Origin of the sequence: Peribacillus asahii, from assembly GCF_003570725.1 — a bacterium.
GTDB lineage: Bacteria > Bacillota > Bacilli > Bacillales > DSM-1321 > Peribacillus > Peribacillus asahii.
On the sequence record NZ_QWVS01000052.1, the window covers coordinates 38,504 to 64,180 of the forward strand.

Here is a 25,677-nt window from a genome sequence, read left to right on the forward strand (position 1 = left end):
CCTATAGGGGTATGTATGTAGAGAGAGGGTAAACAAGTGACTGAAAAGAAAAGAACAACGATTATCTTGTTTAGTGGAGATTACGACAAAGCGATGGCAGCTTATATTATTGCGAATGGAGCAGCGGCCTATGATCATGAAGTGACAATTTTTCATACATTTTGGGGATTGAACGCGCTTCGTAAAGAGGAAGAAGTGAAAGTAAATAAAGGATTCATTGAAAAGATGTTTGCAAAAATGATGCCGCGTGGAGCAGATAAAATGGGCATCTCTAAAATGAATTTTGCAGGATTCGGTCCAAAAATGATTAAACATGTAATGGCAAAGCATAATGCGATGACTTTACCACAATTAATTGAAATGGCTCAGGAGCAAGACGTGAAGTTAGTGGCTTGTACGATGACGATGGATTTGCTTGGCTTACAGCAAGAAGAATTGTTAGAGGGCATTGAGTATGCAGGCGTAGCTGCCTATTTAGCCGATGCAGAAGAGGGACATGTTAATTTATTTATTTAAATGAGGAGGAGTATAATGAAAACTATTTCAGCGGAAGAAGTGAAGTCTCTTTTAGAAAAAGGGGAGCAACTACATTTAATTGATGTACGTGAAGCGAAGGAAGTGGCAGAGGGAAAAATTCCGACCGCTTGTCATATTCCTCTTGGTTTATTAGAATTTCGTCTTCAAGATTTAGATAAAACGAAAGAATATATTATCGTTTGTCGTTCGGGTGGACGCAGTGCTCAAGCTGCATTATTTCTAGAACATCGAGGGTTTAAGGTGATAAACATGGATGGCGGCATGCTTGCTTGGGAAGGCGATGTAGAATAAAGTGAAATTTACATCAGTCATAGGGCATTGCTTATGAAGTATGAAATAAAAAATTTTAATTTGAAATATACCCATACAGGTATAGTGGGAGGTTTGAAATGGCTATTCAAACAAATGTAACACTTGATGCAATAGGATTAGCTTGTCCAATGCCCATCGTGAAAACAAAAAAAGCGATGAATGCGATGGAACCCGGGCAAGTTTTAGAAGTGCTAGCGACAGATAAAGGATCTAAAGCAGATTTACAGGCCTGGGCTGCTAGCAGCGGGCATCAATATATTGGAATCATCGAAGAAGGTTCAGTGTTAAAGCATTATTTACGTAAGTCTAACGGAGAAGAAGAAACAGAGAAAAAACATCCCTATGTAATTTCAAATGAAGAGTTGGTTGAGAAGTTACAAGATTCTTCCGTCATTATTGTAGATGTTCGTGAAGCAGCAGAGTATGCATTTACTCATATACCTGGTGCTGTATCTATTCCAATAGGAGATTTAGAAAAAGAAGCATCTTCGTTAAATAAAGAGGCTGAAATTTATGTGGTATGTCGTACCGGAAACCGAAGTGATTTGGCGGCTCAACAATTAGCGAAACAAGGCTTTCAACATGTTATAAATGTCGTGCCTGGAATGAGTCAATGGACTGGGGCAACGGAATCGTTATAAAGCATAAAGGAAAGCTTTACTTATTGAGGAGATTGACTTGCTGTTAATCTGAAGTAAATAACTACTCCTAGTTAATAGGAGTAGTAAAAAAATACACTTTTGAATACTATAGGGGGTATATAGGGTGACGTATCAACCAATGACAGCTAAAGAAGTAACGAAAAAGATTTTTAATAAAGAGCCACTTTTTATTTTAGATGTACGAAATACAAGTGATTTTGAAGATTGGAAAGTGGAAGGAGCTAATTTCACACATTTAAATATTCCTTACTTTGACTTATTAGACGGAGTAGAAGAAGTACTGCCGAAGCTTCCGACTGATCAAGACATTCTAGTCGTTTGTGCCAAAGAAGGATCTTCGGTCATGGTAGCTGACATGCTTTCTGAAGCTGAGCGAGATGTTAGCTATTTACAAGGTGGTATGAAAGCGTGGAGTGAACATTTAGAACCAGTGCGGGTTGGGGATTTAAAAGACGGTGGCGAGATTTATCAATTCGTTCGTATTGGAAAAGGCTGTCTTTCTTATATGGTCATTTCAGATGGTGAAGCTGCTGTGATTGATGCGACAAGAATGACGGATGTGTTCCTCCATTTTGCTAAAGAAAAACAAGCAACTATTAAGCATGTATTTGACACACATTTACATGCAGACCATATTTCTGGCGGCCGAATCATTGCGAAAGAAACAGGTGCGAGTTACTGGTTACCTCCAAAAGATGCGGCTGAGGTAACGTTTGACTATAACAAGCTTGAAGGTGGCCGTGAAGTAATGATTGGAAGTACAGCTATTTCAATTGAAGCACTATACTCTCCAGGGCATACAATTGGTTCTACTTCCTTTGTAGTCGATAACACATATCTATTATCAGGAGATATCCTTTTCATTGATTCGATTGGTCGTCCTGATTTAGCAGGCTTAGCAGACGATTGGGTGGGGGATTTACGTGAAACATTATATAAACGTTACCGTGCACTATCGGATGAGTTACTTGTTCTACCGGCTCATTTCATGACTGTGAGCGAGCTTAATGAAGATGGTACGGTTTCTGAGAAATTAGGCAAACTATTTGCTGAAAATCATGGGCTAAATATTAAAGATGAAGCGGTATTTCGAAGCGTTGTATCGGAGAATCTGCCGCCACAACCAAATGCGTATCAACAAATTCGTGAAGTTAATATGGGGAAAATCATACCGGATGAAGAAGAGCAAAGAGAAATGGAGATTGGCCCTAATCGCTGTGCTGTAAGATAAAGTGAAACTTCCATTAGTGAGGGCCCCTCATTCCCCACCTTTCTTCTTTGGTTCCTCATCATAAGCTTGAGGTCGGGGTATTACTGCCCGTTAAGTGTGGGATAAAAAACAACCTTTATTCTGTAAAGCTTATTGTCGGTTACAGAATCAATTTGAAAAGGGCCCCTTATTTGGTCCCTTTTCTTAAAGGGAGAGTTTAAAATGGATATAGGATTTATGATTGTTATTTTTCTAATTGGATTTATCGGCTCCTATCTTTCGGGGATGATTGGAATCGGCGGGTCCATCATTAAGTATCCGATGCTGCTCTATATTCCGCCTCTATTTGGCATTGCAGCATTTAGCGCCCATGAAGTATCCGGTATTAGTGCCGTACAAGTATTGTTTGCTACGATTGGCGGTGTTTGGGTTTATCGAAAAGGCGGCTATTTAAATAAAACACTCATTGGCTATATGGGAATTAGTATTTTATTAGGAAGCCTCATTGGCAGTTATGGATCACGCTGGATGTCCGAATCGGGGATTAACGTTATTTATGGCATTCTTGCTTTGATTGCCGCTGTCATGATGTTTATACCGAAGAAGAATATAGACGACCAATCATTTAATCAAGTTACATTTAATAAATGGGTAGCAACAGGATTGGCGTTTATTGTTGGAATTGGTTCAGGAATTGTTGGTGCGGCAGGTTCTTTCTTACTCGTGCCGATTATGTTGACCGTGTTAAAAATTCCGACAAGGATGACGATTGCTTCTTCTTTAGCGATTACGTTTATTTCCTCTATTGGCTCAACAGTTGGTAAGGTGTCTACTGGACAAGTAGATTTATACCCAGCTGTTATTATGATTATTGCAAGTTTAATTGCCTCCCCGCTTGGTGCAAAAGCAGGTAAGAAAATGAATACAAAGGTTTTGCAAGTGCTCCTTGCGTTCTTAATTTCTGCGACAGCAATAAAAATATGGATTGATATTGTGTGAGCAATAATGGAGTCACTTGATTTTTTGCCGTTATAGAAAGAGGCTTTCCATAGTTTTTGGATGGGTCTCTTGTTTTTTTTAGTGAAATGGTCCTTATGAAACGACGTTTAATTCTTTTTTTAATAAGAAATGAATGTTATCCTTAACAGAAGAAGATAAAACTTGTTTGTGAGGATTTAACTATGTCAATTACATCGATTTTCCTTATTTTAATTCTCATTTTAAATCTTTTATTTGCGACGATTGTTATTTTTATTGAAAGAAGAGAGCCGAGTACAACATGGGCTTGGTTATTAGTGTTATATTTTTTACCTGTTGCTGGCTTTGTTCTTTACCTTTTATTTGGACGCACATTACGCCGCTCCCATTTATTTTATTGGGAGGATAAGAAGAAAATTGGAATTGAAAAGATTTTAGATCGACAGTTAACAGGCTTAACAAATAACCAATTTTTATTTAGGAATGATTCCACTAGAGACTATCGCGATTTAATTTATATGCATTTATGGACAAATGATGCCGTGTTAACGGAAGATAATGAAGTTTCGATTTTTACGGATGGTAAGCAAAAGTTCGAGCAATTGTTTAAAGATATTGAGCAAGCGAAAAATCATATACATATTCAGTATTATATTATTCAAAATGATTCTTTAGGGAAGCGATTTATTGAAGCGTTAACAGCTAAGGTTAGAGAAGGGGTTAAAGTTCGCGTATTATATGATGATTTAGGATCGCGAACGTTGAAGAAGAAGTTTTTTAAAGAGTTCCGCGAAGCCGGTGGACGTGTGGAAGTGTTCTTTCCGTCTAAAGTAAAGTTTTTTAATCCGCGTCTTAATTTCCGTAATCACCGGAAATTAGTCATTATCGATGGGGAAATTGGCTATGTTGGAGGCTTTAATGTAGGGGATGAGTATTTAGGATTAGTTCAAAAATTCGGCTATTGGCGTGATACCCATTTACGGATAGAGGGTTCAGCGGTATATGCGATTCAAACTCGGTTTATTCTCGATTGGAATCAAGCGTCTAAACATCATGATATTGTGTATCAACCAAATTATTTTCCTGTGCTTGAACCAAATGGCTCTATTGGTTTACAAATTGTCACAAGCGGCCCAGACTCAGAATGGGAACAAATTAAAAATGGGTATATTAAATTAATTACATCAGCGAAAAAGTCGATTTTGATTCAAACACCATATTTTATTCCGGATTCCAGCTTGTTAGATGCACTAAGAATTGCGAGCCTTTCGGGAATTAGCGTGAAGCTTATGATTCCGAATAAGCCAGACCATGTGTTTGTGTACTGGGCGACGACGTATTATGCAGGGGAGTTATTAAAGACTGGAGCACAAGTATATATTTATGATAACGGTTTTATTCATGCCAAAATGATTGTAGTAGATGAAGAGGTTTCATCGGTTGGCACAGCCAATATTGATGTAAGAAGCTTTAAATTGAATTTTGAAGTCAATGCCTTCATTTATGATGAAAGTATTGCCCAGACGCTGACAGCTGTTTTTTACAAAGATATCGAGGTGTCCACAGAATTAACGAGGGAATTGTATGAAAAACGTTCTAGAAAGATACGTATGAAGGAATCATTATCGAGATTATTATCACCAATATTATAAGGATGAAAAAAAGCAGTCAGATTAAACATTTGGCTGCTTTTTTAGATTCTTTGCAAACTTAGTTGGCAAAAAATTAATTGGTAGATGTTTTGGCAGTACAGATTAATAAGAATAGATCCAAAGAGGATTTATACCTTTGTTCATTGAATATTTAAAATGAAGTTCGTAAATTTACACGATATTCTCCATTATCAATTTAGATGTTCGATTCCAATTGAAGTATACAGGATGGAGTGAATAATAAACATGCAGCAATATGGAATGTATGCAATTTTACTTGTTATTTTTGGATTGATACTTTGGAGGCGAACAAGAGCGATGGTCCGCCCAATTAAAGGTTCTGGTTTGCGAATTTTGTTACCGCTGCTCTATATGTCACCTGCCTTTTCTGTAGTGATACAACCTTCCGTACATATGGCTTCAATAGAAATTGTGGTTTCTGTGATATTTGGTATCATCCTATCTGCTCCATTGATTTATACAACTGGTTATGAGATTCGAGAGGATGGGAAAATATATGCAAAAAAGAGCATAGGTTTTGTAATTGCTTTAATCTCAGTATTTATTAGCCGACGATTAGTTAATTACTTTTTGTCAGACATGGATGTTTTGACATTAAATGCCCTATCCATCATTTCTCTGTTTGTGTATGTTGGGTTATGGAGAATCATAAGTTATGTGAAATTCAAAAAGGTATATAATACACATGTAGCCACGTAAGTCTTCGGAGTAATAGCTAAATTATATTGCTAAAGTTTTGGATAATTAATAAAAGTTTGATATCAAGCCCTTTTTAATCGAGAAGGGTTTTTTTATTTAAACCTACGGGCACTTCGAAGTAAGAGCCAGTGTCCTCTTTCTAAGAGTTTCGTGGAGCGGAGCGAGTAGAAATCAATAACGTTCTATAATATAAAGAAGAAAGACTCTGGAGGTTGTCCCATATCCAGAGTCTATTACATTAAATGTATAGTAATTTTATTTAACGGCTTCTTTTAATTCCTTACCTGGTTTAAAAGCTGGAACTTTAGAAGCAGCAATGTCTATTTCTTCACCTGTTTGTGGATTGCGACCTTTTCGAGCTGAACGTTCACGTACTTCAAATGTACCGAATCCAATTAATTGGATTTTTTCATCTTTAGCAAGTGTGTTAGAAATCGTTTCAAACAATGCATCAACTACTTTTGCGGCATCTTTCTGTGTGATTTCAGCTTGTGCGGATACAGCTTGTACTAATTCGGTTTTATTCATTTTGATACACCTCTTTTTTAGATACTATATGGAAACCAAAATATAACATAAATTTTCTTTGTTTGCCACTTTAAGGTGTTCGTTTTTTCTTTTTTATTCCTCTTCCCCAAATACTTTTATAAAACTTGTTGAATTTGTTGCTTTTAAATAAAGTTTGATCATTCTTTTATTCATACACTTCGCAATATATAATTTTCTAAATGTAATATATATATTGCAAAAAGTTAAATAAAGTATATAATAGTGGTAAGTGATGGAATAAAACAGGAGGTTGATACAAAATGAATCTATTTAAACGAACGAAAAAAACAACGGATGAAAGAATTGAAAATGTTGGAAATAAAATTTATAGAGAAATGTATCATGTTATTATGGCGATTTGCTTAATCAGTTTTGTCGTGAAAATGTATAAGTATGGTGCAGGCATTGAAGAGGTAGTTCTAGAATTAGTGATTTTGATTGGCGGAGGAGTATACTTTTTAGCTCGTTCTATTTTCTTAGGAGTATTCTGGGATGAAGTCGAAATGCATGATCGTACTAGCAAAACATCTATGAGTATGAAGACTATTTTTAGTAGTATTGGTTTAGCGTTTATTATAGCTGTAGTGATGGGCATAAATAGTGCTGTATCCTATGCAGATAGCAGTTCTCAAGGTTTATGGTATTTTACATTAGTATCATTTGTTTCCGTTATAATCTATTTGCCTATTTTACTGCTCTTGTTTGGCGGTATATACTTGCTGGCCAAGAAAGTTAGTATGAGAAATCAAGAAGATGATAAAGAGTTGTAGGTGAAGTCTTTTGAAAAATATGAAATTGAAGCTTGCGAGAGTAGAGAAGGACTTGTCGCAAGAAGAGCTAGCCAAGATTGTTGGTGTTTCTAGACAAACAATTGGATTGATTGAATCGGGAAAGTATAATCCCTCATTAAGTTTGTGCATTAATATTTGCAAAGCATTATCTCGTACGTTAAATGATTTATTTTGGGAAGAAGAAGAAAAGTGAAAGGTTTACTACCTCATCATTTCATGGAGCTAGAGCAGGCAGGAGACAGGAATTGTTCCGCTGGCTAGATGGGATAATGTCAGAAAAATCAATTTGGACTTATATATTTTTTGTCCAAAATAAAGGGAAGCCATATGGTAACAACATTTATCCCATCTATTTCTTGTAAAAATAACAGCCTTTTTCCTATATAATCTATTAGGAAGGAGGCGTGATTATTGAAAATATTATTGATGTTTGCTTTAATGATTATTCTTTATTGTTTCATTAAAAAAGCATATAAAAACACGAAAGATATCGTGATAAATAAATTGAAAATCAATGCACAATCATCCAATCAACACCATCCAAAATTAAATATTCTGCAGCTTTCTGATTTGCATCTCGAAAATATATCAATTTCCCCTAATGAATTGTATGAGAAGTTAAAAGACGAACCGATTGATTTAATTGCACTCACTGGAGATTTTCTCGATCGCAAACGTACAATCCCCAAGCTTATTCCGTATTTAAAAACAATAAACCAATTACAGCCAAAGTATGGCATTTATGCTGTCTTAGGCAACCATGATTATGTATTACGCTCCAAAAATTTAAAGGTATTAATTGAAACACTTGAAAAATATAACTGTAAGGTTTTACAAAACGAAACGGATATCATTTCGGTCCAAGGTACACGAGTCAATATTATTGGTATCGATGACTTTAGTACAAAACGAAGCAACATTGAAGCCGCTTATAAAGGAATTACATTTGGAACAAACTTAGTATTAACTCATGATCCAAATATTGTTTTGAATATGAAGAACTATCATTTTGATTATTTGCTTGCCGGTCATTTTCATGGTGGACAAATTTGCTATCCAAAAGCGTATCACCTTGTAAAAATGGGGAAACTGGCACGAATGAATATTATTAAAGGATTTCATATGCGGGATGGAAAGCCATTCTATATCAGTGAAGGACTTGGTCAAACAGGTGTTAATATCCGTGTAGGAAGCCGACCTGAAATGACTCTTCATGAACTAACATTGGAAATTGCTAATAGAGAAGTAGTGAAAGTCATATAAGGAAAAAAGCTGTTATTTATTAACGGCTTTTTTTCTTATTGGCTGTGTTAAACCCTATTGTTTGTTGATTAAACGATTTTTGGCTCATTTTAGCTCAGGCTCCACGAAATGACCCAAAAATCAACAGTATCATAATAACATAGCTTTTTTTAATGAAAAAGCTCAGAAGAAGATGATTCAGCTTTTACTAGAATGTCTGTAGATACTTGATAATTTCTTCGCGGTATAGAAGAAACTCTATTTAAAAATGTCCCACAAAATCGTAAATAAATTCGGAATTTTCGGTTGCGCTATAGGAATCCTCTTTTTCTTCTCCCATTCTTCTTTATCTACTGATTACTTACTTTTTACAAAAAAATGATTTTCTTTACTTAGTTAATATTGAGTTAACATTACTAGTCTATCTTATATGTATCAAGTTTCTGTTAAATAAAATCAGTTGAGGAAAATTCCCCCTCAAAAGATTAGTTTTCTTCAGACAAACTCTTTAAAACGCTAGGCAGCTATCCTTATGTAAGTTGTTATGATTCATTAGGTCGTCATAGCAATAAAACGACAAACCTATGAAATTTATTTAAGAAAGGAGAACCATTTATATGCCGATTCACACTTCATTTAATCCAAACGGTCGACAAGAGTTAAAGTATGGGATTTCTTATATTGATTACATGCTGTTAAAGAATAAGCTAAGGCATGTAATGAAACTCGACCCTAACGCTGGTCCAAAAGGTAAATATCTCATTCGATCTTGCTATTTTGACAATATTAATAACAAAGTTTTGAATGAGAAAAAAGAGGGCTACCTGAATCGCGATAAATACCGTGTTCGTATTTATGGAAAAAGTGCAGAGGTTGTAAACTTAGAGAGAAAAAGCAAAAGAAATAACTTGACATTTAAGTCGAAATGCAAAACTTCGAGAGAAGAATTTGAAAAGATTCGTGTTGGCGATATTGATTGGATGAAGGGTGATGACCGTGAGCTAATGCGTGATTTATATATCGAAATGATGCAATATCAGCTGAAGCCAATGACAGTGGTTGATTATGAACGTGAAGCCTACATTTATTTATATGGTAATGTTCGTGTAACTTTTGACAGCAAAGTGCAGTCTAGCCTTAGGAATACTGATATGTTCAATAAACATCTGCCAATGGTAGATGTACTCGAGCCAACCGAATTCATTCTTGAGGTTAAATATGACGGGTATTTGCCAGAAATCATACGGTATATGCTGCAAGGCATCAATACTAAGCATGAGGCCTATTCAAAATACCAATTAAGTCGAATGTACGTTTAATTTAGGATTTAATTAGAAGGAGTGACATGATGGATAAAAATACAATGAATTTCAATGATATTTTCAAATCAAGCTTCATAGAAAAAACAACTTCATTTTCACTGACAGATTCTTTGCTAGGATTACTATCTGCTTTTTTACTTGGCTTATTTGTTTATGCCGTTTACAAAAAGACATTTAACGGAGTCATTTACTCACATTCATTTAATATTTCACTTATGATCATGACAATGGCAACTGCTTTGGTCATAATGGGGATTAGCTCAAATGTTTTATTATCTTTAGGTATGGTTGGTGCATTATCAATTGTTCGCTTTCGTACACCAATTAAAGACCCGATGGATTTAGTCTATTTATTCTGGTCCATTATAGTTGGTATATTGTGTGGAGCCGGATTCATTTTATTAGCTGTAATAGGATCCATTGTTATAGGGATAGTATTAATTGTGTTCGCAAACAAAATTACGGTTCAAAATCCCTATCTAGTTGTCGTAAAGTTTGACTCAGAAGCAACAGGCCAGGAAATTGAAACGATTTTAAAAGAGAAAACTAAAAAATTTAGTTTAAAGTCAAAATCTATAATGATGACGAGTGAAACCGAAGCCACATATGAAGTACGCGTAAAAGAAAATGATTCACAGATTGTAAATAGTATTGCCAAGGTGAAAGGCGTAGCCTCTGCTGTCATGCTAAGTTATGATGGTAACTTTACAGCGTAACGTAGTCTTTAGGAAATCTGTTTCGGCAGGTTTCCTATTTTTAAAAGGAGTGCAATAGATGATAAGTAATAAAATTGTATACTCAATAATGGCTGGGTTAATCGCTCTTTTTTTAATCGTCCTCATGGTCCTGCCGAATCTAGGTGTTGAAGCTGGGAATGATGAATTTTCTTATGAAACAAAACTGTTTAATGATAAAAAAGTTACCACAATCAATATTGAAATAAACGAAGAAGATTGGGCAGATATTTTAGAGAATCCGACTGAAGAGGAATTCAAAGAAGCTGCAGTAACAATCAATGGCAAGAAAATCGAGAATGTGGCAGTCAGAACAAAAGGAAACTCATCTCTTACGTCGGTAGCGAATAGTGATTCAAATCGTTATAGTTTAAAAATAGATTTTGACTATTATGATAGCACACAAAGCTTTTATGGGTTAAAAAAACTGAATTTAAATAATAATTTCAGTGATACAACCCAGATGAAAGAGTATATGTCTTATGAAATGATGGAATCAATGGGACTAGCCGCTCCAGAGCATTCCTATATGTATGTTACGGTCAATGGTGAGGATTATGGACTGATGCTGGGAGTAGAAGTAGTCGATGAGACCTTCCTTGCTAAAAACTATGGAAGCAATGACGGCTTTTTGTTTAAGCCTGATGGAACTGGAAGTGATTTGAAATATATAAGCTCAGATATTGAGGATTACTCAGGTCTTAATCCGAAAACAAACGAAGACAATCTCGATCAATCCAATATTCTGGACATGATTGATGTCATTAATAATGGCGGAGACATAGAAAAATATATCGATGTTGATAACATGCTGCGCTATTTTGCCACAAATACAGCTCTTGTCAGCATGGATAGCTATCAGGGCATGATGAAGCATAACTACTATTTATATGAAGAGGATGGCCAGTTTTCCATAATCCCATGGGATTATAATATGGCATTCGGTGGTTTCGGTATGGGTGGCATGATGATGCCTGAAGGAATGGCCCCTTCAGAATTCAGTAAAAAGGACAAACCAGACATGCCTAGCGGAGAAATGCAACTTCCTGAAGGACAAGAAATGCCAGAAGGCTTTAAAGGTAAAAACATGTTGGATGGATTAACAAATGAAGAGATTATGACAGACGAAGCCATTAACTTTGATATTTATAATCCAGTTCAAGGCACTACTTTAGAGGATCGCCCTTTATTGAATGCTCTGTTAGAAAATGAAGAATATTTAGCTAAATATGAAAAGTATTTAGAAGAAGTATCCACCAAATATTTTACAGAAGAAAATGTAAGTAGTATAACAAAAGAAGTGTCAGCAACCATTTTAACGTATGTAGAAGCGGATCCATCCAAATTAGGGACGACAGAACAATTTCTAGAAGGTGTAAGCGGCGAAAATAGCTTGGCCGCTTTTGCCGGTGCAAGGTCAGATTCCATCTTAAAGCAGCTTTCTGGAGAGCTGGTCATTGAGAAGAATGCTACTAAAGAAGATCCAGTTGCTGATAATAATGCGGAACCAAAGGAATTCCCCCAAAACCAATCAACTCAAGATGGTTCTGGTCAAAGTGAGAAACCCGAGGGGATGAATCCTCCTGAGGGTTTCGACCCAAGTAATATGCCTGAGGGGATGAATCCTCCTAAAGGGTTCATCCCAGATACTATGCCTGAAGGAATGGGCCCAGGACAAATGAGAGATGCAGGTGAGAATGTTGATCCTGTCTCTTCTATGAAAAGTTTGGCATTGACCCTAGGTTCACTATTCATCTTACTTCTTGCCATATTTGGGGTAAAGAAATTCAACCGTCGCGGCCTTCGTTAGAACTTTAAATGTAGCCTGAAGATTTCAATAAGTTTGTTTAAAAAAGTGATGTTTTGTACAATCGTACAACTACATCGCTTTTTTATATATACTAATCAAAGGTATAAAAGATTAAAAACAGAGGATATTTCAAGATAAAATGGTCAAGGGAGGACTAATATTGATTAAAATTTTGATTGTAGATGATGATATGCACATTCGTGAATTAATGAAATTGTATTTAGAAGATGAAAATTTTGAAGTCATTGAGAAAAGCAATGGGCAATTAGCGTATGAATATTTAGAAAAGCATCGTGTTGACCTTATTATCCTAGATATTATGATGCCTAAAATGGATGGTATTAAGCTTTGTCAAGAAATTCGGAAACTATATGATGTTCCTATTTTAATGATTACTGCAAAGGATCAAACACAGGATCGGATTAAAGGATTTCAAGCCGGTACGGATGATTATTTAGCAAAGCCATTTGATCCAGTAGAAATGGTTCTTCGTGTTAAAGCGCTGTTAAAAAGAGCGCGTTTACATACAGATCAAATATTAACGATAGGCAAAATCTCACTAGACCGGACAACTTATGAAATCACTTACCCAACTGGTGAGAAGGAAATCCTGCCTTTAAAAGAGTTTGAGCTTCTTTTCCTGTTGGGTAGTTGTTCAGGCCAAGTATTTACTCGAGAAGTGCTGCTCGAAAAAATCTGGGGTATGGATTTTATTGGAGTCGACCGAACTGTAGATGTGCATATTCGCAAGCTAAGAGAACGTTTAGAACCTTATGATCTAGCAAAGCAAATCGTCACACTCAGGGGAATTGGTTATAGAATTGAGGTACAGGATGGTTAAAAGCTTATACATTAGACTTGCCGTTACATTTGTTGGAATTGTTGCCCTAAGCTTTCTCATTGCATTTTCAGTAACTTCGTATTTTTATAAAAATCGTTTCGAAGAAGTAATGAAAAATGAAATATCAGATGTAAAACAATCGATTGAAGCGCAATTGCAATATGCAAATATCAATGAGATAAAAGAAAATATTCAATTAATTTATCACTATCAAGTTGATTTCATTCCATACGGAAAGAGTTCAGACGATATCCCAAAAGATGAATTGGAAGAAATTTATTCCGGTAAAGAAATTTATAACCCAATACCAGGATCGAATATGTATATTGGACTGCCTATAACAATTGAAGGTGAGAAAGTTGCTTTAATTCTTAAGAAAAGTGATATTGGAATGTCTATGTTATTTAAATCCCTCTTCGACATTACTTGGATTGCTATATTGATAGGAACCATCTTTATACTTATCGTCACAAGAAGCATTGTCTTTCCTGTTACAAAGTTAACAGAAGCAACAAAACAACTCGCACAAGGGAATTTTGATGCAACCTATCAAACGAAGCGAAAAGATGAAATTGGCCAGCTTTCAGAAAGCTTTAACGAAATGGCAAAGGAATTAAGCTTACTCGTTAAGATGAGAGAGGATTTTGTATCGAACGTATCTCATGAATTTCAAACCCCTATTACATCGATTTTAGGTTTCACCAAGGCACTTCAGCACAAGCAGCTTACAGAGGAACAACGAAAACGTTATTTATCCATTATCAGAAGCGAAAGTGAGCGATTATCATATCTCAGTAAAGATATTTTAAGATTATCTCATTTGCAGCATGGACAATATCAACTCGTACTTTCTACGTTTTCCCTTGATGAACAAATACGCAATGTATTGATCACCCAAGAACCCCAATGGTCTGCGAAAAACTTAAAAATATCACTTGATTTAGAACGTTCTTTAATCAAAGCTGATGAGAGTTTATTACAACAAGTATGGGTGAATCTTATTAGTAATGCTATAAAATTTTCTCCTGAAAACGGTGAAATATATGTATGTGGTAAGCAATTAGATATGGATAAAATTGAAATCTCCATTAAGGATCTTGGTCCTGGTATTCCAGAGAGTGAACAAAAGCTTGTTTTCACTCCTTTTTATAAGGTTGACCAAGGAAGCGATGTAGCTGTTAAAGGGAATGGACTAGGACTAACAATCGTGCAACAAATAGTAGCCCTGCATCGTGGTACCATTCAAATTGTCAGTGGGGATGGAATCGGTACAACCTTAATTGTAACCCTTCCAAATAAGCTTTTAATTTAATTTTTGGATAAATGCGAATGTATACTCATAATTGAATCTTAGAGTTTTGTATGCAGGTAATCTTGTAAAATATATTTTATAAACGCTGGTCTAAATGAAAATTCCTTTACTGATTAAAATTTTACTTTATTCAATACGAACGGGCACTTTAATTAAACAAGTAGCTAAAAGGGTCTTCAAAACTGAAGATCCTTTTTTCATACCAATAACATCGGATTATGTGAACTAGGTTTGTGTACATATCTCTTTAGGGATCTCCTTCAACGAACGAGGGAGATTAGTCAGATAAGGCAAACGTTATAGACTGCAAGGTTACCCTTTAAATAAACTGTGTCATTTACCTATGTGGAACATAACTTAAATGAAGTAGTTAGAAAGTTATATAGGAGTGTAAAAAATGAATGATGAACTTCAAAAGTTAATTAACAATTTAATTCAAATTGAACATGTTTCAACAACGCTATATCTTACAATGTCTGCGTATATGGGTAGGTTGAATTTAACAGGCATGGCACACTGGTTACGTTTGCAATCAGAAGAAGAAAGAACTCATATGCTTAAATTGATTGATTATGTTGTTGATAAGGATGGAACTGTAAAACTTAATAATATTCCTGCCCAACCAAGCGACTTCGGAACACCATTAGAAACTTTTCAAAAGGTATTAGCTCATGAACAATTTGTTACAAATTCTTATCGCAGAGTCTAACAATTGTTAATCGTCTAAAGCTTGCTGAAAATAATCCGTCTGCTCTTTTATTATTGGATCAAGAATTAGGAAAAAGGACAAATACAACGACACCTGCTACTGGTTAAAAAACTTAAATTTACAACGAAAGATGTTAACCCCTTTGGCGCTCAAAGGGTTTTTAGCATTCTTACTTCCTGAAAGATCGGTTATATAAACTAGCAGATTTTTTTCACTCTTATTTTTTTTTTATAGACTCCTACTCAATCCTATTTCTATCATCACCATATACTATAAAAAAGAGGGAGGGAGTGCTAATCGAACACATTTCATTATTATTTAAGTTATGTATCGCTTGTATAGGTGGATTTACAAGCTATCTCTTCGGTCCGATGTCTCTACTTTTAGACACACTTGTTCTATTTATGATTGTGGATTATATATCTGGAATGATGGCATCAGCATATGAGGGGAAACTTTCCAGTTCATTTGGCTTTATAGGTATCTTTAAAAAAATATTTATGTTATTTATTGTTGCAATCGCTCATTCACTTGATAAGTTTTTGGGAGGACATATTATCAGAGACGTTACTCTTTACTTTTACTTATCGAATGAATTATTGTCCATTATCGAAAATGCAGGAAGATTAAACATACCAATGCCTGAGGTCATTAAAAAAGCAGTAAAAATACTTAAAGGAAAATCTGACGAATAGACTGAAGGGTGACTCTGTAACGTAACCAGAATGATTCCGACGAAGCAACCTTTTTTGGTTGCCAATAAGATTTATTATATGGTAACTAGGAATGTATGGATTATACATTAAAGTGGACTATGAAAAACTAGTCTTTTTTTTATACCTAAGCGTATGATTTACGAAGAAGTGACTGCTGATAAGGTGCTTTATGTGGTTCTGGTGCAAGGATTGTATTTGTTTTCCTCAATGGTTTGATAAATAAAAGGAATATGACAATATATTAGAGAATAATATGAATGGTATAAAAAGAAAAAAAGGAGGTTGCTAAATGGCCGTAGAAAACTGTCCAGAATGTGATGGTGAAGGAGTAATCACTGTAGATGTTGGATGGGGTGAAACAACGGTGACTTGTGGTGATTGCAATGGTAGGGGTTATTAATTGAAACTTAAACAGAGTTAATACTTTTCCTATTAGATGCCCAGTCAATTGATGACTAGGCCTTATTTGTGTTTATATATGCTTTTTCTTAATAGCTATTATACTCAAAAGTTTTTCAACTACCAGAGTGGTTTTGCTACTGTGTTTACTTAATAAGGAATCTACGCTGAATGAATGATAATGGTACATACTTACATAAAAGTAATCGAAGTGTAAGCGGTGCGTGAAATTTCGTATTTCCTTGACAATTCCTCTATAGTGACCCCTCATTAGTGAGCCTTCCCTGTACTAAAGAATCATTTAAGATCAAACCATATGTTGAAGAGGAAGCAGGACCATCGATTAATAATACATATTCAATCCTATAGTCACCTGATTTACGAATTATTAAAGTGTCGCTAGGAGGGCTAAACTGTATATTATTTAATAAACCGTTTTGATTAAATGTTATACTTTCACCCGACTGAACCATGATGGGCTTGGAACCTATGAGGGTAACGTAGCCATAGGCGGGTGAGGATTTTTTCCGTTTGTAATCTGACACTATTGGTCACCTACTCACTTATTATTTCTATTACTGTATGTAAGTAGATTAAAAATGATTGTACTACTGTACTACGCTTTATATCATTAGTTCTAATAGATAAAGATGAATACTATATATAAAATTGCTTTACATAAGTTTTATTTATCGGCAATAAAAAGGGACCTTCCATTGAAGAACTTTTACTGCTTATTTAATTAAAGCTCCACTTATTCACTTTCTAATAAGACTCGTTTTAAAATATTATCGTTGTGGAAAAACAATATTTATTTTTCATGAGTGCTTAACGCTGCAAATTGTCAAAATCCTGACGCTCCCCCTTGTATTGCAAATTCTATCCTGGATGGCGGAAGAGTTTAAACAAGTCTATCACCGGTGGAAAAATGGGGAAATGACAGCTGTTAAAGCAATGGAGGAGTTAGGGATTAAAAAGACGACTGTGTATAAGTTGGTGAAAGAGTGCGAGAGAGATTCAAAGAGTGAGATTATATAATGGAATACTGGAGAGTTTTAGAAACTTCAATCTCACACAGAAACCTCGATCGCTCTTATTGAAGTTATCGAGGTTTCAAAAGTTTAGATTCAAAATATGAACAATTGCGTCATATTTAAGAGGTCACTAATTTCCTGCTCTTTTAAGTGCTAATTTAATTCCTTGTTTAAGGGCACCTATCATTGCTTCTCGTTCAAGTAAGAGTCGTTGTGCTTGCTGAACAGAGATTTCTTGAAAGGATAAGACGTCACCTGGCTTTAATTGAGCGATGAGCGGCAGGTCGACTGATGCGACTTCACCGATTCGTGGATAGTTATCTGTTGTTTGATGATCAGCCATTAAAAGAATTGGGCGGCCATTAGTAGGAACTTGAATCGAACCGAATGTAACGGGTTCAGACAAATATTCTTTTGGCGCTGCTAATGATAGAGGAGTTCCTTTTAAACGATAGCTCATACGATCTGAGTTCATGGAAATGGTAAAAGGTTTCGTGAAAAGTTGTTCTTGGCTATCTCGTGTAAACTGTGAAAAATGTTTTCCTTTCATAATAAAAACGATACGCTTCTTATTGAAATGCGGGATACATTCATAAGCAATATGCCATTTTAATGGAAGGTAGTTTTTCATCGTCATGCAAGTAAATCGTTCGATAAGTTTGGTTATGTAGGGAGAGGGAGAATAACTTGATAATTGGTCGCCGCTTTGAACGGCGCGTCCTTGTATACCTCCTATGCGTGCTTTTAAAAAAGTGGAGCGACTGCCCATTACTTTTGCAACATGGATTCCTCCTGCAATAGCTAAATAGGAGCGACAGCCGTTTTTGCAAAAGCCAAATGAAAGCTTACTGCCTTTGCGAACAAAAATCGGTCGCCATAATGGCAATGGTTCATTATCAATGGTTGGAGACAAATCCGCTCCACAAATAGAGATAAATGTATCTTCCTCGAAAAGGATGGCGGGGCCAATAAGGGTCATTTCTAGCGTCGCTTGCTGTTCATCGTTTCCAACTAAGAGATTGGCGATTCGATGGGCAAATGTATCCATCGCTCCAGAAACGCTGACCCCGTATTGTTGATAGCCGTGACGTCCTAAATCTTGTATTGTCGTTAACATGCCAGACCTGATAATAGTAAACATCGTTTTATACAACTCCTTATCCTCATTATCTACCCCTCTTTGTTTCGTAAAGTGGCGTATTCTGCTTCTGAAATTGGTACAAACCGTATTTGATCGCCGCTTTTCAGTAAAGACGGTGGTTCAGCATTTTTAAGAAATAGTGTAAGAGGTGTCTGACCGATTATCTGCCAATCCCCAGGTGAATCGAGCGGGTATACGCCCGTTTGCTCACCGCCGATTCCGACAGAGCCTGCTGGAACAAATAGGCGAGGGCTCGTACGTCGCGGGATATGAAGTTTTTGATTTAATTCACCTAAATAAGGAAAGCCAGGAGCACAGCCAATCATATAGACGGTGTATGTACGCTCAGAATGAAATTGGATGACTTCTTTCGGCGTCAGCTTTGTGTACTGCGCCACATCAAGTAAATCCGGTCCTAGCTGCCCACCATAACAAACAGGGATATCGATTTGTTTAACTTTCTTCATTGTATGAGGAGGCGTTTGTTTGAAAAGGATGTTTATTTCCTCACAAACGATTTCATAAGGAGAACGCTTTGCTCCGTATTGTTTTTGTACAATTAGAGGGTTATATACGATGGTGAGCGTTGGCATGGCTGGGATATACTCAATCAGCCAATCAGGTTTGAGGTTCTCTAATGTTTGTGTAAGCTGATGTAGTTTTTGCCATTGTGCAACGTGTAGCTCAGATTCTAATTCAATTGTGAGTGCTTGATCGCCAAGTGGATAAATGGAATAGGTCATTCTTTCACCTCCAAATCGTATAGAATGGTTATATAAGAACTTATTCAAGTGCAGCTAATTGTAATACTGATAGTGAGAGGAAGTTTGAGTACATTGGTTTCTGAATAAACACACAGTTCAATGAATTTGCAACGAGGTAAACTTTTGCTAGAATAAGGACAGCTAAATATTTTAGGAGTGTTGTGTTGTGGATCACAGGTTATCGAATGGTATATGTTATATACCGCCTAAGGGTGATTTTATTACTTTTGAGAACGCGGAAGCTTATATTGCAAAAGGTATTGAGTGGAAATTGTTCACAGAACGTTCAGTTAAGAAAGAACTTGTGTATAAATCAAACGGTTATCAAGCAAAGGTTAAGCTAGTTGGGTATGAAGAGTATGGCGGCAGTACACAAACTATCGTGGTGGAGTTTGAAGGTGGCAGCCTTGGCTGTATTCATCCTGCCTATTTAAAGGAAATGCAAAGCGCTAGTTTTGGAAAAGACTCATTTATAGAAGAGGCGACACCGGCAATAGATTCCCATGCAGAACAAGCAGAGGTAAAGTCCGATAAGAAGCCTAAATCTAGGGCTAAAAAAGAGCCGGCACAACCGAAACTTGTGCTGCCTGAAGATAAGGTTCATTTCACCGCAACGGTTAAAGAATTCACAGCGAAAATGAATCATTTTACCGGAGAAGAAGATGAAGTCATTCTTCTTGAACATGTCAAAATAGAAGGCGAACAAGAATTAGAAATTGGAGATGCTTGGTGCAGCTATAGCAAAACGTTAAAAAAACTAGAATTAGCAGAAGGAGACAGTCTTGAATTCGATGGTAAGATTGTTGATAAAAAGTTTGACAAAGCAATTCGTTATAAAATAAATAATCCATCCAAGCTGAAAAAACAACAACATCCTAATTAGGAGTTTAAGGGGGAATAGGGCAGTGAAACTTCGCGTTTCTGCAGTGCAGTATCATTTGCATACGATTAGCTCATTTGAGGAATTTGCTAAACAATGTGAACATTATATAAAGACAGCTCAAGAGTTTGAAGCGGAATTTGTTTTATTTCCTGAGTTTTTTACGACTCAACTATTATCAATTCGTGATGAACAAGGACACAACTTAACGATTCAAGATTTACCAAGTTTCACGGAGAAATATCACGCACTGTTTAGTCAGCTTGCGCAAGAAACAGGGATGCATATTATTGGAGGCACTCACGTTATTGAACGAGAAGGGCGTTTGTATAATGTAGCTCATTTATTTTATCCAGATGGTCGGATTGCGGGGCAAGCGAAGCTTCATAGTACGCCGACTGAAGTGCACGAATGGAATATGCATAAAGGTGATAAGTTGAATGTGTTTGATACGGATAGAGGACGGATCGCGATTTTAACATGCTATGATATCGAATTCCCGGAAATTGTAAGAATGGCGAAAGCGAAAGGAGCCGATGTTATCTTCTGCCCATCCTGTACAGATGATCGTCATGGCTTCCATCGCGTTCGTTATACAGCGCATGCTCGTACAATTGAAAATCAAGTGTATGTTGTCACGACTGGAACAGTTGGTTCGCTTCCGACGGTTGACTTTATGCGTGCCAATATCGGTCAGGCAGCGGTCATTACACCTAATGATATTCCATTCCCACCAAAAGGAATTTTATGTGAAGGTGAGCTGAACCATGACATGATTATTACAGCTGACCTTGATTTAGACTTACTATATAAAGTTCGTGAAAAAGGTTCCGTGACAACATGGCGAGATCGCCGCACGGATCTATATCCTGATTGGGAGACATCCGATTAATAATGGCATACTATAGCGGTTTTTTTGTGTTCGATCAACAGAAGCCACGGCGTGCCGTTTTACGGAATTATACAGAAGCGGATTTTGATGAATTAATCAAAATTCAATCGGAGTGTTTTCCGCCTCCTTTTCCAGAGGAACTATGGTGGAATCGTGAGCAATTAAACAATCATGTTACACTCTTTCCAGAAGGAGCTATCTGTGTGGAAGTAAACGGACAATTAGCTGGTTCACTTACGACTCTTTGCGTGGATTTTGATCCAGCTCATCCCACACATTCCTGGTCTGAGATAACGGATGATGGGTATATTCGTAATCATCAAGGAAACGGAAATACACTGTATGTTGTCGATATTAGTATTCGACCAAAGTATCGAAAGTTTGGACTTGGAAAATGGATGATGCAGGCGATGTATCAGCTCGTTATTGAGAAGAAGCTTGATCGCTTATTAGGTGGTGGCCGAATACCTGGATTTAAGCGGGTTTCCGGCAGGATGACAGCGAAAGAATATGTACAAAAGGTTTTGTCTGGTGAGCTAAATGATCCAGTCATTAGCTTTTTATTAAAATGTGGCCGAACGCCCATCGCTATTGTTGAAAACTATTTGGAAGATGATGAATCACAAAATTATGGCGTGTTGATGGAATGGGAAAATCCGTTTAAATAGTGAAGGCTAGCGTAAATAAGGATAGCTGTTATGTTTTTTATTGGTAATTAAGTATTTTTATATAAAGCTAGGTCCGTATTAATGGATCTAGCTTTTAATTTTTTACCAATTTTCATGATGATAACTACCTTTTATATGTTTTTGTAAAAACACTTGAAAGATAAATGATATATGTATTCAGAGTATTCTATTAATAGAATGTGTTTTTTTGAAAAATACATTTGTGTTTTTATGAGTTGTTTATTATTATAAAATAGGAAAACGGTTGCGCGTATTAATCTTGCTAATAAATTGAGAATCAGCTAAGAAGCTAGTATAGAGAAGTATAGCCGCTAATTTGTAATTGAAGGAGTCAATCATGTCAAACAAAGAACTAAAGAGAGGATTAGAGGCACGTCATATTCAGATGATTGCTTTGGGAGGTACCATTGGTGTGGGCTTATTTATGGGCTCAGCTAGTACAATTAAATGGACCGGACCATCTGTCATGCTAGCGTATGCTATCGCTGGTCTTTTTATATTTTTCATTATGCGCTCAATGGGGGAAATGCTTTATTTAGAGCCTACTACAGGTTCATTTGCAACCTTTGCGAGCAATTATATTCATCCTTTAGCAGGGTATATGACTGCGTGGAGTAATTGGTTCCAATGGGTAATTGTCGGAATGTCTGAGATTATCGCTGTTGGGATGTATATGAAGTATTGGTTCCCTGACTTGCCTGCATGGGTACCAGGAGTAATCGCCATGGTTATTCTAGGAGCTGCGAATCTCATTTCTGTAAAATCCTTCGGAGAATTTGAATTTTGGTTTGCGCTTATTAAAATTGTAACAATTGTACTTCTGATTGTTGTTGGCTTGGGCTTAATCCTCTTCGGATTAGGAAATGACGGCCAGGCGATTGGGTTATCAAATCTTTGGGAAAATGGTGGTTTCTTTACAGGAGGATGGACAGGCTTCTTTTTTGCACTTTCTCTTGTTATAGCAGCCTATCAAGGGGTTGAACTGATTGGAATCACTGCAGGTGAAGCGAAAAATCCACAGAAGACTATAACAAAAGCAATTCAAACCATTATATGGCGTATTTTAGTCTTTTATATTGGTGCCATTTTTGTTATTGTAACAGTCTATCCTTGGGATCAATTGGATGAACTCGGCAGCCCCTTTGTTTCAACGTTTGCTAAAGTCGGAATTACTGCAGCGGCAGGTATCATTAACTTTGTCGTCATCACAGCAGCAATGTCAGGATGCAACAGTGGGATTTTCAGTGCTGGGCGTATGCTTTACACGCTAGCCATGAACGGTCAAGCTCCTAAAATTTTTGCGAAAGTATCTAAAAATGGTATTCCAGTCTATTGTACGATTGCTGTCCTTGTAGGTTTAGCCATTGGTGTTGTCTTGAATTATCTTGCTCCCCCAGAAATCTTTGTCTATGTTTATAGTGCCAGTGTTCTACCTGGAATGGTGCCATGGTTTATGATACTGATTAGTCAGCTTAGATTCAGAAAGGTAAAAGCTACTGAGATGGGTAAGCATCCGTTTAAAATGCCTTTTGCCCCGTATAGTAACTATGTGACAATTGCATTTTTACTAATCGTACTAGTTGGGATGTGGTTTAACCCTAGCACTCGTCTATCTCTTATTGTTGGAATCGTTTTTCTAGCTCTTGTCGTAGTAAGCTACTACATGTTAAAAATGGACAAGCGAGTACCGTTAGAAGTTAAACCGCATGATGATATTTCTAAATAACAAGGTGATGCATTTTGATAAAGGAGTTCGTAATACAAGTGATTTTGTTGTAAGGGATTAAAGCCCTGTCATCTGATTCAAGGAAATATAAATAGTTGCAATCATTATTCAAGCGAGGTTGCAAACTTAATGTTTGTTAAAATAGAAGGAAATAGGAAGGAGAGCTCGGTTTTTTAACGACTGAGCTCTCTTTGTTTTACGAAATAGCTGTTTCAAGGTAAAGATAGCTAGTATATACACATACAATCATCTTATATTTCTAGGATTCTTTCTATAAAAAATCTACCAATATTTTTTGGGGACATAAAATGGTTGTAATCACCATTTGGAATGATTGAAAATTAGGAATTCGCATTCTTTAGTTTTTTATATAAATTTGTTAATATAGAAGTTAACTATTATACCAATCATAGGAGTGAACAATCATGAGTGTACACAAGGCTATCACGTTACATGCCCAAAAACAAAATCAAGATTTCACTAAATTTACTCGTTTAGACCAACAACGGGAAGAATATATTCAAGAGGCCGTAGAGTTATGTAAAACAGGAAAGGACTTTACAACAGACAAAATTAATGAAGTCACTTTGCAAATTAATGTTCTTGCAAATGAAAGATTTATTCCTACTCGTAAACTCGTTACGCCCGAAATGGTTCGTGTTTATGTCGAGTCATTGAACTAAGAAATCCCATGGCTTTTTAGCCATGGGATTCCATCTTATTTACCCATCCTTCATAGGAAGAGGCGGGGTAAGGGACTTATAGAATTTAGATTCCATGCTGTTCGCAATATTCATTAATTAGCTGTTCAATTTGATTAAGTTCTGGATATTTCCCAGAAAAGGAAAATTTAACTTCTTCAACGAACTGTCCTTTATTATATACGTGAATTGCCCCATTTTGCTCGATTACACTATACTCGGGTTCAAATCTATACCCATTCCGTTCTATAGCACCCATCTTTAAAAAGCATCTCCTTAAAATTCAATTTATTCACTGTTATTATTATTTCATGTTCTGGCTGGTAATAATCTAGAAGTTTTATTTTTCTTTTAGGGATTTAACTTAACTAATCAACAAATTCTAACTGGCCTTTTGCTAATGTTGCTGGGTTCTTCAAACTTTCAATAGGAAAAATAAATGTCCATGGCATACTAGTCTCTTGCTGAATGACTAGTGGTGGTAAGGTGAATATATGCTCTGCAATGATTTTCTCATTTTCAATATAACGTAGTTTTTTATTATGGAATAAAAGTACTCGTTGACTAAAATTATGAACAAGTACGGTAACTAATAATTCTCCTTTATGATTAATGGCTTGCCGTAAAGGGGTTAGTTCAATATTAGCGTGGTTCGATAATCTAGTTTCAAGAAAAATTCCCTCAATTATTTTACGATCTTTAGGGGATAAGGTTTTATCCCATGATGGTTCAAACTGAAGCTTTTGCATGTAGTGACACCTCTTCTTTTAAACTAACTTTATTTTAACATAGCGGTTGATATATCAACTTTATAATCATTATCATTGTAAAGCCCTTTAAAAAACTTCCTTCTTTAAGTGTATTGTATAATGATTTTAAATCTTCCATGATGACATGCATAAGTTCTTTTTCACGTACTATCGTTTCCTTCTAAAGTTTTGATGGAGTTGTCTAAGCAGGTGATATGAATGTTATTGAATGACCACTTCTTAATAGTACCTTAGGGAGGGGTTTTTCATTTAAAATTTATGAATGTTGACAAAGTGTATATACTTTTAATCAAATGTTTGGTGTATACGAATGTATACAAAGGTGCACGAAAGTATACATATGCTTTGATACAATATATAAGAGAACACCTTCATATTACCGATTTTCTGAACGAGAAAGCCCATTACAGTGTGAGTCACACCCCCTTTAGGGATGGGATGAGAGTGAGGTCGAACCGGGCGTGTTTTATGACACGTCAGAGGTTCGATTTTTTATAGGATATACTCTTGTGTCAAGAACGAATGTTCTGCTATAATGAGGGTAAGTAAGAGAGAAAGGAGGCAAAACGATTTGTTTGTCACTC

At 36.1% G+C, this 25,677-nt stretch carries 26 protein-coding genes and 1 pseudogene; 22 read left to right on the forward strand and 5 right to left on the reverse strand.

The window, feature by feature from the left end; genetic code table 11:
- Positions 1-36: 36 nt before the first annotated feature.
- The 7 genes from D1953_RS18740 (at position 37) to D1953_RS18770 (ending at position 6,071) form a co-directional block, all read left to right on the forward strand.
- Entirely contained in the window at positions 37-516 is a 480-nt protein-coding gene (locus D1953_RS18740) for a DsrE/DsrF/DrsH-like family protein (protein WP_119118671.1), read from the forward strand.
- A gap of 15 nt (positions 517-531) precedes the next feature.
- Positions 532-828, forward strand: a complete 297-nt coding sequence (locus D1953_RS18745; RefSeq protein WP_119118672.1) for a rhodanese-like domain-containing protein — start codon at positions 532-534, stop codon at positions 826-828.
- 98 nt (positions 829-926) lie between these two features.
- On the forward strand, positions 927-1,490 hold the full coding sequence (locus D1953_RS18750; RefSeq protein ID WP_119118673.1) for a sulfurtransferase TusA family protein: 564 nt from the start codon (positions 927-929) through the stop codon (positions 1,488-1,490).
- A gap of 124 nt (positions 1,491-1,614) precedes the next feature.
- Complete coding sequence (locus D1953_RS18755; protein ID WP_119118674.1) at positions 1,615-2,742, forward strand: MBL fold metallo-hydrolase; 1,128 nt, start codon at positions 1,615-1,617, stop codon at positions 2,740-2,742.
- Between the two features lie 201 nt (positions 2,743-2,943).
- Complete coding sequence (locus D1953_RS18760) at positions 2,944-3,720, forward strand: sulfite exporter TauE/SafE family protein (protein WP_119118675.1); 777 nt, start codon at positions 2,944-2,946, stop codon at positions 3,718-3,720.
- A 182-nt stretch (positions 3,721-3,902) separates the two neighbouring features.
- Entirely contained in the window at positions 3,903-5,351 is a 1,449-nt protein-coding gene (cls, locus tag D1953_RS18765; protein WP_119118676.1) for a cardiolipin synthase, read from the forward strand.
- Between the two features lie 246 nt (positions 5,352-5,597).
- Positions 5,598-6,071, forward strand: coding sequence for a CcdC protein domain-containing protein (locus D1953_RS18770; protein ID WP_119118677.1), 474 nt, complete (start codon positions 5,598-5,600; stop codon positions 6,069-6,071).
- A gap of 255 nt (positions 6,072-6,326) precedes the next feature.
- Here D1953_RS18770 and D1953_RS18775 read toward each other — a convergent pair whose 3' ends face one another.
- Positions 6,327-6,599 carry an HU family DNA-binding protein gene (locus tag D1953_RS18775; protein WP_119118678.1) on the reverse strand — a complete coding sequence of 91 codons (273 nt, stop codon included), beginning with the start codon at positions 6,597-6,599 and terminating at the stop codon, positions 6,327-6,329.
- A gap of 281 nt (positions 6,600-6,880) precedes the next feature.
- Between D1953_RS18775 and D1953_RS18780 the strand changes: the two genes are divergently transcribed.
- The 10 genes and pseudogenes from D1953_RS18780 (at position 6,881) to D1953_RS18825 (ending at position 16,076) form a co-directional block, all read left to right on the forward strand.
- Positions 6,881-7,390, forward strand: coding sequence for a DUF6773 family protein (locus tag D1953_RS18780; RefSeq protein WP_119118679.1), 510 nt, complete (start codon positions 6,881-6,883; stop codon positions 7,388-7,390).
- Between the two features lie 10 nt (positions 7,391-7,400).
- Complete coding sequence (locus tag D1953_RS18785; RefSeq protein WP_119118680.1) at positions 7,401-7,604, forward strand: helix-turn-helix transcriptional regulator; 204 nt, start codon at positions 7,401-7,403, stop codon at positions 7,602-7,604.
- A 218-nt stretch (positions 7,605-7,822) separates the two neighbouring features.
- Complete coding sequence (locus tag D1953_RS18790) at positions 7,823-8,674, forward strand: metallophosphoesterase (RefSeq protein WP_119118681.1); 852 nt, start codon at positions 7,823-7,825, stop codon at positions 8,672-8,674.
- A 596-nt stretch (positions 8,675-9,270) separates the two neighbouring features.
- Positions 9,271-9,972, forward strand: a complete 702-nt coding sequence (locus tag D1953_RS18795) for a polyphosphate polymerase domain-containing protein (protein ID WP_119118682.1) — start codon at positions 9,271-9,273, stop codon at positions 9,970-9,972.
- Positions 9,973-10,001: 29 nt separating this feature from the next.
- A complete protein-coding gene (locus D1953_RS18800; protein ID WP_182480681.1) occupies positions 10,002-10,691 on the forward strand; it encodes a DUF4956 domain-containing protein in 690 nt (229 codons plus the stop codon).
- A 58-nt stretch (positions 10,692-10,749) separates the two neighbouring features.
- The gene (locus D1953_RS18805; protein WP_119118684.1) at positions 10,750-12,519 is read left to right on the forward strand and encodes a CotH kinase family protein; all 1,770 of its coding nucleotides are present in this window, start codon (positions 10,750-10,752) and stop codon (positions 12,517-12,519) included.
- A gap of 160 nt (positions 12,520-12,679) precedes the next feature.
- Positions 12,680-13,360, forward strand: coding sequence for a response regulator transcription factor (locus tag D1953_RS18810; protein WP_425454290.1), 681 nt, complete (start codon positions 12,680-12,682; stop codon positions 13,358-13,360).
- Entirely contained in the window at positions 13,353-14,672 is a 1,320-nt protein-coding gene (locus D1953_RS18815; RefSeq protein WP_119118686.1) for a HAMP domain-containing sensor histidine kinase, read from the forward strand. Before D1953_RS18810 ends, D1953_RS18815 begins: the two co-directional genes overlap by 8 nt.
- A gap of 397 nt (positions 14,673-15,069) precedes the next feature.
- A pseudogene (locus D1953_RS18820) lies at positions 15,070-15,488 on the forward strand (ferritin).
- A 183-nt stretch (positions 15,489-15,671) separates the two neighbouring features.
- A complete protein-coding gene (locus tag D1953_RS18825) occupies positions 15,672-16,076 on the forward strand; it encodes a phage holin family protein (protein WP_342769268.1) in 405 nt (134 codons plus the stop codon).
- Positions 16,077-17,660: 1,584 nt separating this feature from the next.
- Here D1953_RS18825 and D1953_RS18840 read toward each other — a convergent pair.
- Both D1953_RS18840 and pxpB read right to left on the reverse strand, forming a co-directional pair.
- Complete coding sequence (locus tag D1953_RS18840; protein ID WP_119118688.1) at positions 17,661-18,671, reverse strand: 5-oxoprolinase subunit C family protein; 1,011 nt, start codon at positions 18,669-18,671, stop codon at positions 17,661-17,663.
- A gap of 29 nt (positions 18,672-18,700) precedes the next feature.
- Positions 18,701-19,414 carry a 5-oxoprolinase subunit PxpB gene (gene pxpB, locus D1953_RS18845; RefSeq protein ID WP_119118689.1) on the reverse strand — a complete coding sequence of 238 codons (714 nt, stop codon included), beginning with the start codon at positions 19,412-19,414 and terminating at the stop codon, positions 18,701-18,703.
- A 187-nt stretch (positions 19,415-19,601) separates the two neighbouring features.
- On the opposite strand from pxpB, the gene D1953_RS18850 reads away from it, so the two are divergent.
- The 5 genes from D1953_RS18850 (at position 19,602) to D1953_RS18870 (ending at position 24,305) form a co-directional block, all read left to right on the forward strand.
- Positions 19,602-20,318, forward strand: coding sequence for a hypothetical protein (locus D1953_RS18850; protein ID WP_245980262.1), 717 nt, complete (start codon positions 19,602-19,604; stop codon positions 20,316-20,318).
- A 22-nt stretch (positions 20,319-20,340) separates the two neighbouring features.
- Entirely contained in the window at positions 20,341-21,207 is an 867-nt protein-coding gene (locus tag D1953_RS18855; protein ID WP_119118690.1) for a carbon-nitrogen hydrolase family protein, read from the forward strand.
- Between the two features lie 2 nt (positions 21,208-21,209).
- Positions 21,210-21,875: a GNAT family N-acetyltransferase gene (locus D1953_RS18860; protein ID WP_119118691.1), complete on the forward strand. Its 666-nt coding sequence runs from the start codon at positions 21,210-21,212 to the stop codon at positions 21,873-21,875.
- Between the two features lie 358 nt (positions 21,876-22,233).
- Positions 22,234-23,622, forward strand: coding sequence for an amino acid permease (locus D1953_RS18865; RefSeq protein WP_119118692.1), 1,389 nt, complete (start codon positions 22,234-22,236; stop codon positions 23,620-23,622).
- A gap of 425 nt (positions 23,623-24,047) precedes the next feature.
- Positions 24,048-24,305 (forward strand): DUF2533 family protein, encoded by a 258-nt coding sequence (locus D1953_RS18870; RefSeq protein WP_119118693.1) that lies wholly within the window; start codon positions 24,048-24,050, stop codon positions 24,303-24,305.
- A gap of 85 nt (positions 24,306-24,390) precedes the next feature.
- On the opposite strand, the gene D1953_RS18875 is transcribed toward D1953_RS18870, so the two are convergent.
- Together D1953_RS18875 and D1953_RS18880 are read right to left on the reverse strand one after the other, a co-directional pair.
- The gene (locus D1953_RS18875; RefSeq protein ID WP_119118694.1) at positions 24,391-24,582 is read right to left on the reverse strand and encodes a YbxH family protein; all 192 of its coding nucleotides are present in this window, start codon (positions 24,580-24,582) and stop codon (positions 24,391-24,393) included.
- Positions 24,583-24,691: 109 nt separating this feature from the next.
- A complete protein-coding gene (locus D1953_RS18880) occupies positions 24,692-25,072 on the reverse strand; it encodes an SLAP domain-containing protein (RefSeq protein WP_119118695.1) in 381 nt (126 codons plus the stop codon).
- Between the last annotated feature and the right edge of the window lie 605 nt (positions 25,073-25,677).

What these genes read in the sequence shown, in the direction of transcription:
- D1953_RS18780 (WP_119118679.1), top strand. Translation starts at nt 6,881, where the DNA reads ATGAATCTATTTAAACGAACGAAAAAAACAACGGATGAAAGAATTGAA.
- D1953_RS18800 (WP_182480681.1), top strand. Translation starts at nt 10,002, where the DNA reads ATGGATAAAAATACAATGAATTTCAATGATATTTTCAAATCAAGCTTC.
- D1953_RS18840 (WP_119118688.1), bottom strand. Translation starts at nt 18,671, where the DNA reads ATGTTTACTATTATCAGGTCTGGCATGTTAACGACAATACAAGATTTA.
- D1953_RS18870 (WP_119118693.1), top strand. Translation starts at nt 24,048, where the DNA reads ATGAGTGTACACAAGGCTATCACGTTACATGCCCAAAAACAAAATCAA.
- pxpB (WP_119118689.1), bottom strand. Translation starts at nt 19,414, where the DNA reads ATGACCTATTCCATTTATCCACTTGGCGATCAAGCACTCACAATTGAA.
- D1953_RS18745 (WP_119118672.1), top strand. Translation starts at nt 532, where the DNA reads ATGAAAACTATTTCAGCGGAAGAAGTGAAGTCTCTTTTAGAAAAAGGG.
- D1953_RS18760 (WP_119118675.1), top strand. Translation starts at nt 2,944, where the DNA reads ATGGATATAGGATTTATGATTGTTATTTTTCTAATTGGATTTATCGGC.
- D1953_RS18770 (WP_119118677.1), top strand. Translation starts at nt 5,598, where the DNA reads ATGCAGCAATATGGAATGTATGCAATTTTACTTGTTATTTTTGGATTG.
- D1953_RS18815 (WP_119118686.1), top strand. Translation starts at nt 13,353, where the DNA reads ATGGTTAAAAGCTTATACATTAGACTTGCCGTTACATTTGTTGGAATT.
- cls (WP_119118676.1), top strand. Translation starts at nt 3,903, where the DNA reads ATGTCAATTACATCGATTTTCCTTATTTTAATTCTCATTTTAAATCTT.
- D1953_RS18860 (WP_119118691.1), top strand. Translation starts at nt 21,210, where the DNA reads ATGGCATACTATAGCGGTTTTTTTGTGTTCGATCAACAGAAGCCACGG.
- D1953_RS18775 (WP_119118678.1), bottom strand. Translation starts at nt 6,599, where the DNA reads ATGAATAAAACCGAATTAGTACAAGCTGTATCCGCACAAGCTGAAATC.
- D1953_RS18880 (WP_119118695.1), bottom strand. Translation starts at nt 25,072, where the DNA reads ATGCAAAAGCTTCAGTTTGAACCATCATGGGATAAAACCTTATCCCCT.
- D1953_RS18875 (WP_119118694.1), bottom strand. Translation starts at nt 24,582, where the DNA reads ATGGGTGCTATAGAACGGAATGGGTATAGATTTGAACCCGAGTATAGT.
- D1953_RS18750 (WP_119118673.1), top strand. Translation starts at nt 927, where the DNA reads ATGGCTATTCAAACAAATGTAACACTTGATGCAATAGGATTAGCTTGT.
- D1953_RS18865 (WP_119118692.1), top strand. Translation starts at nt 22,234, where the DNA reads ATGTCAAACAAAGAACTAAAGAGAGGATTAGAGGCACGTCATATTCAG.
- D1953_RS18795 (WP_119118682.1), top strand. Translation starts at nt 9,271, where the DNA reads ATGCCGATTCACACTTCATTTAATCCAAACGGTCGACAAGAGTTAAAG.
- D1953_RS18805 (WP_119118684.1), top strand. Translation starts at nt 10,750, where the DNA reads ATGATAAGTAATAAAATTGTATACTCAATAATGGCTGGGTTAATCGCT.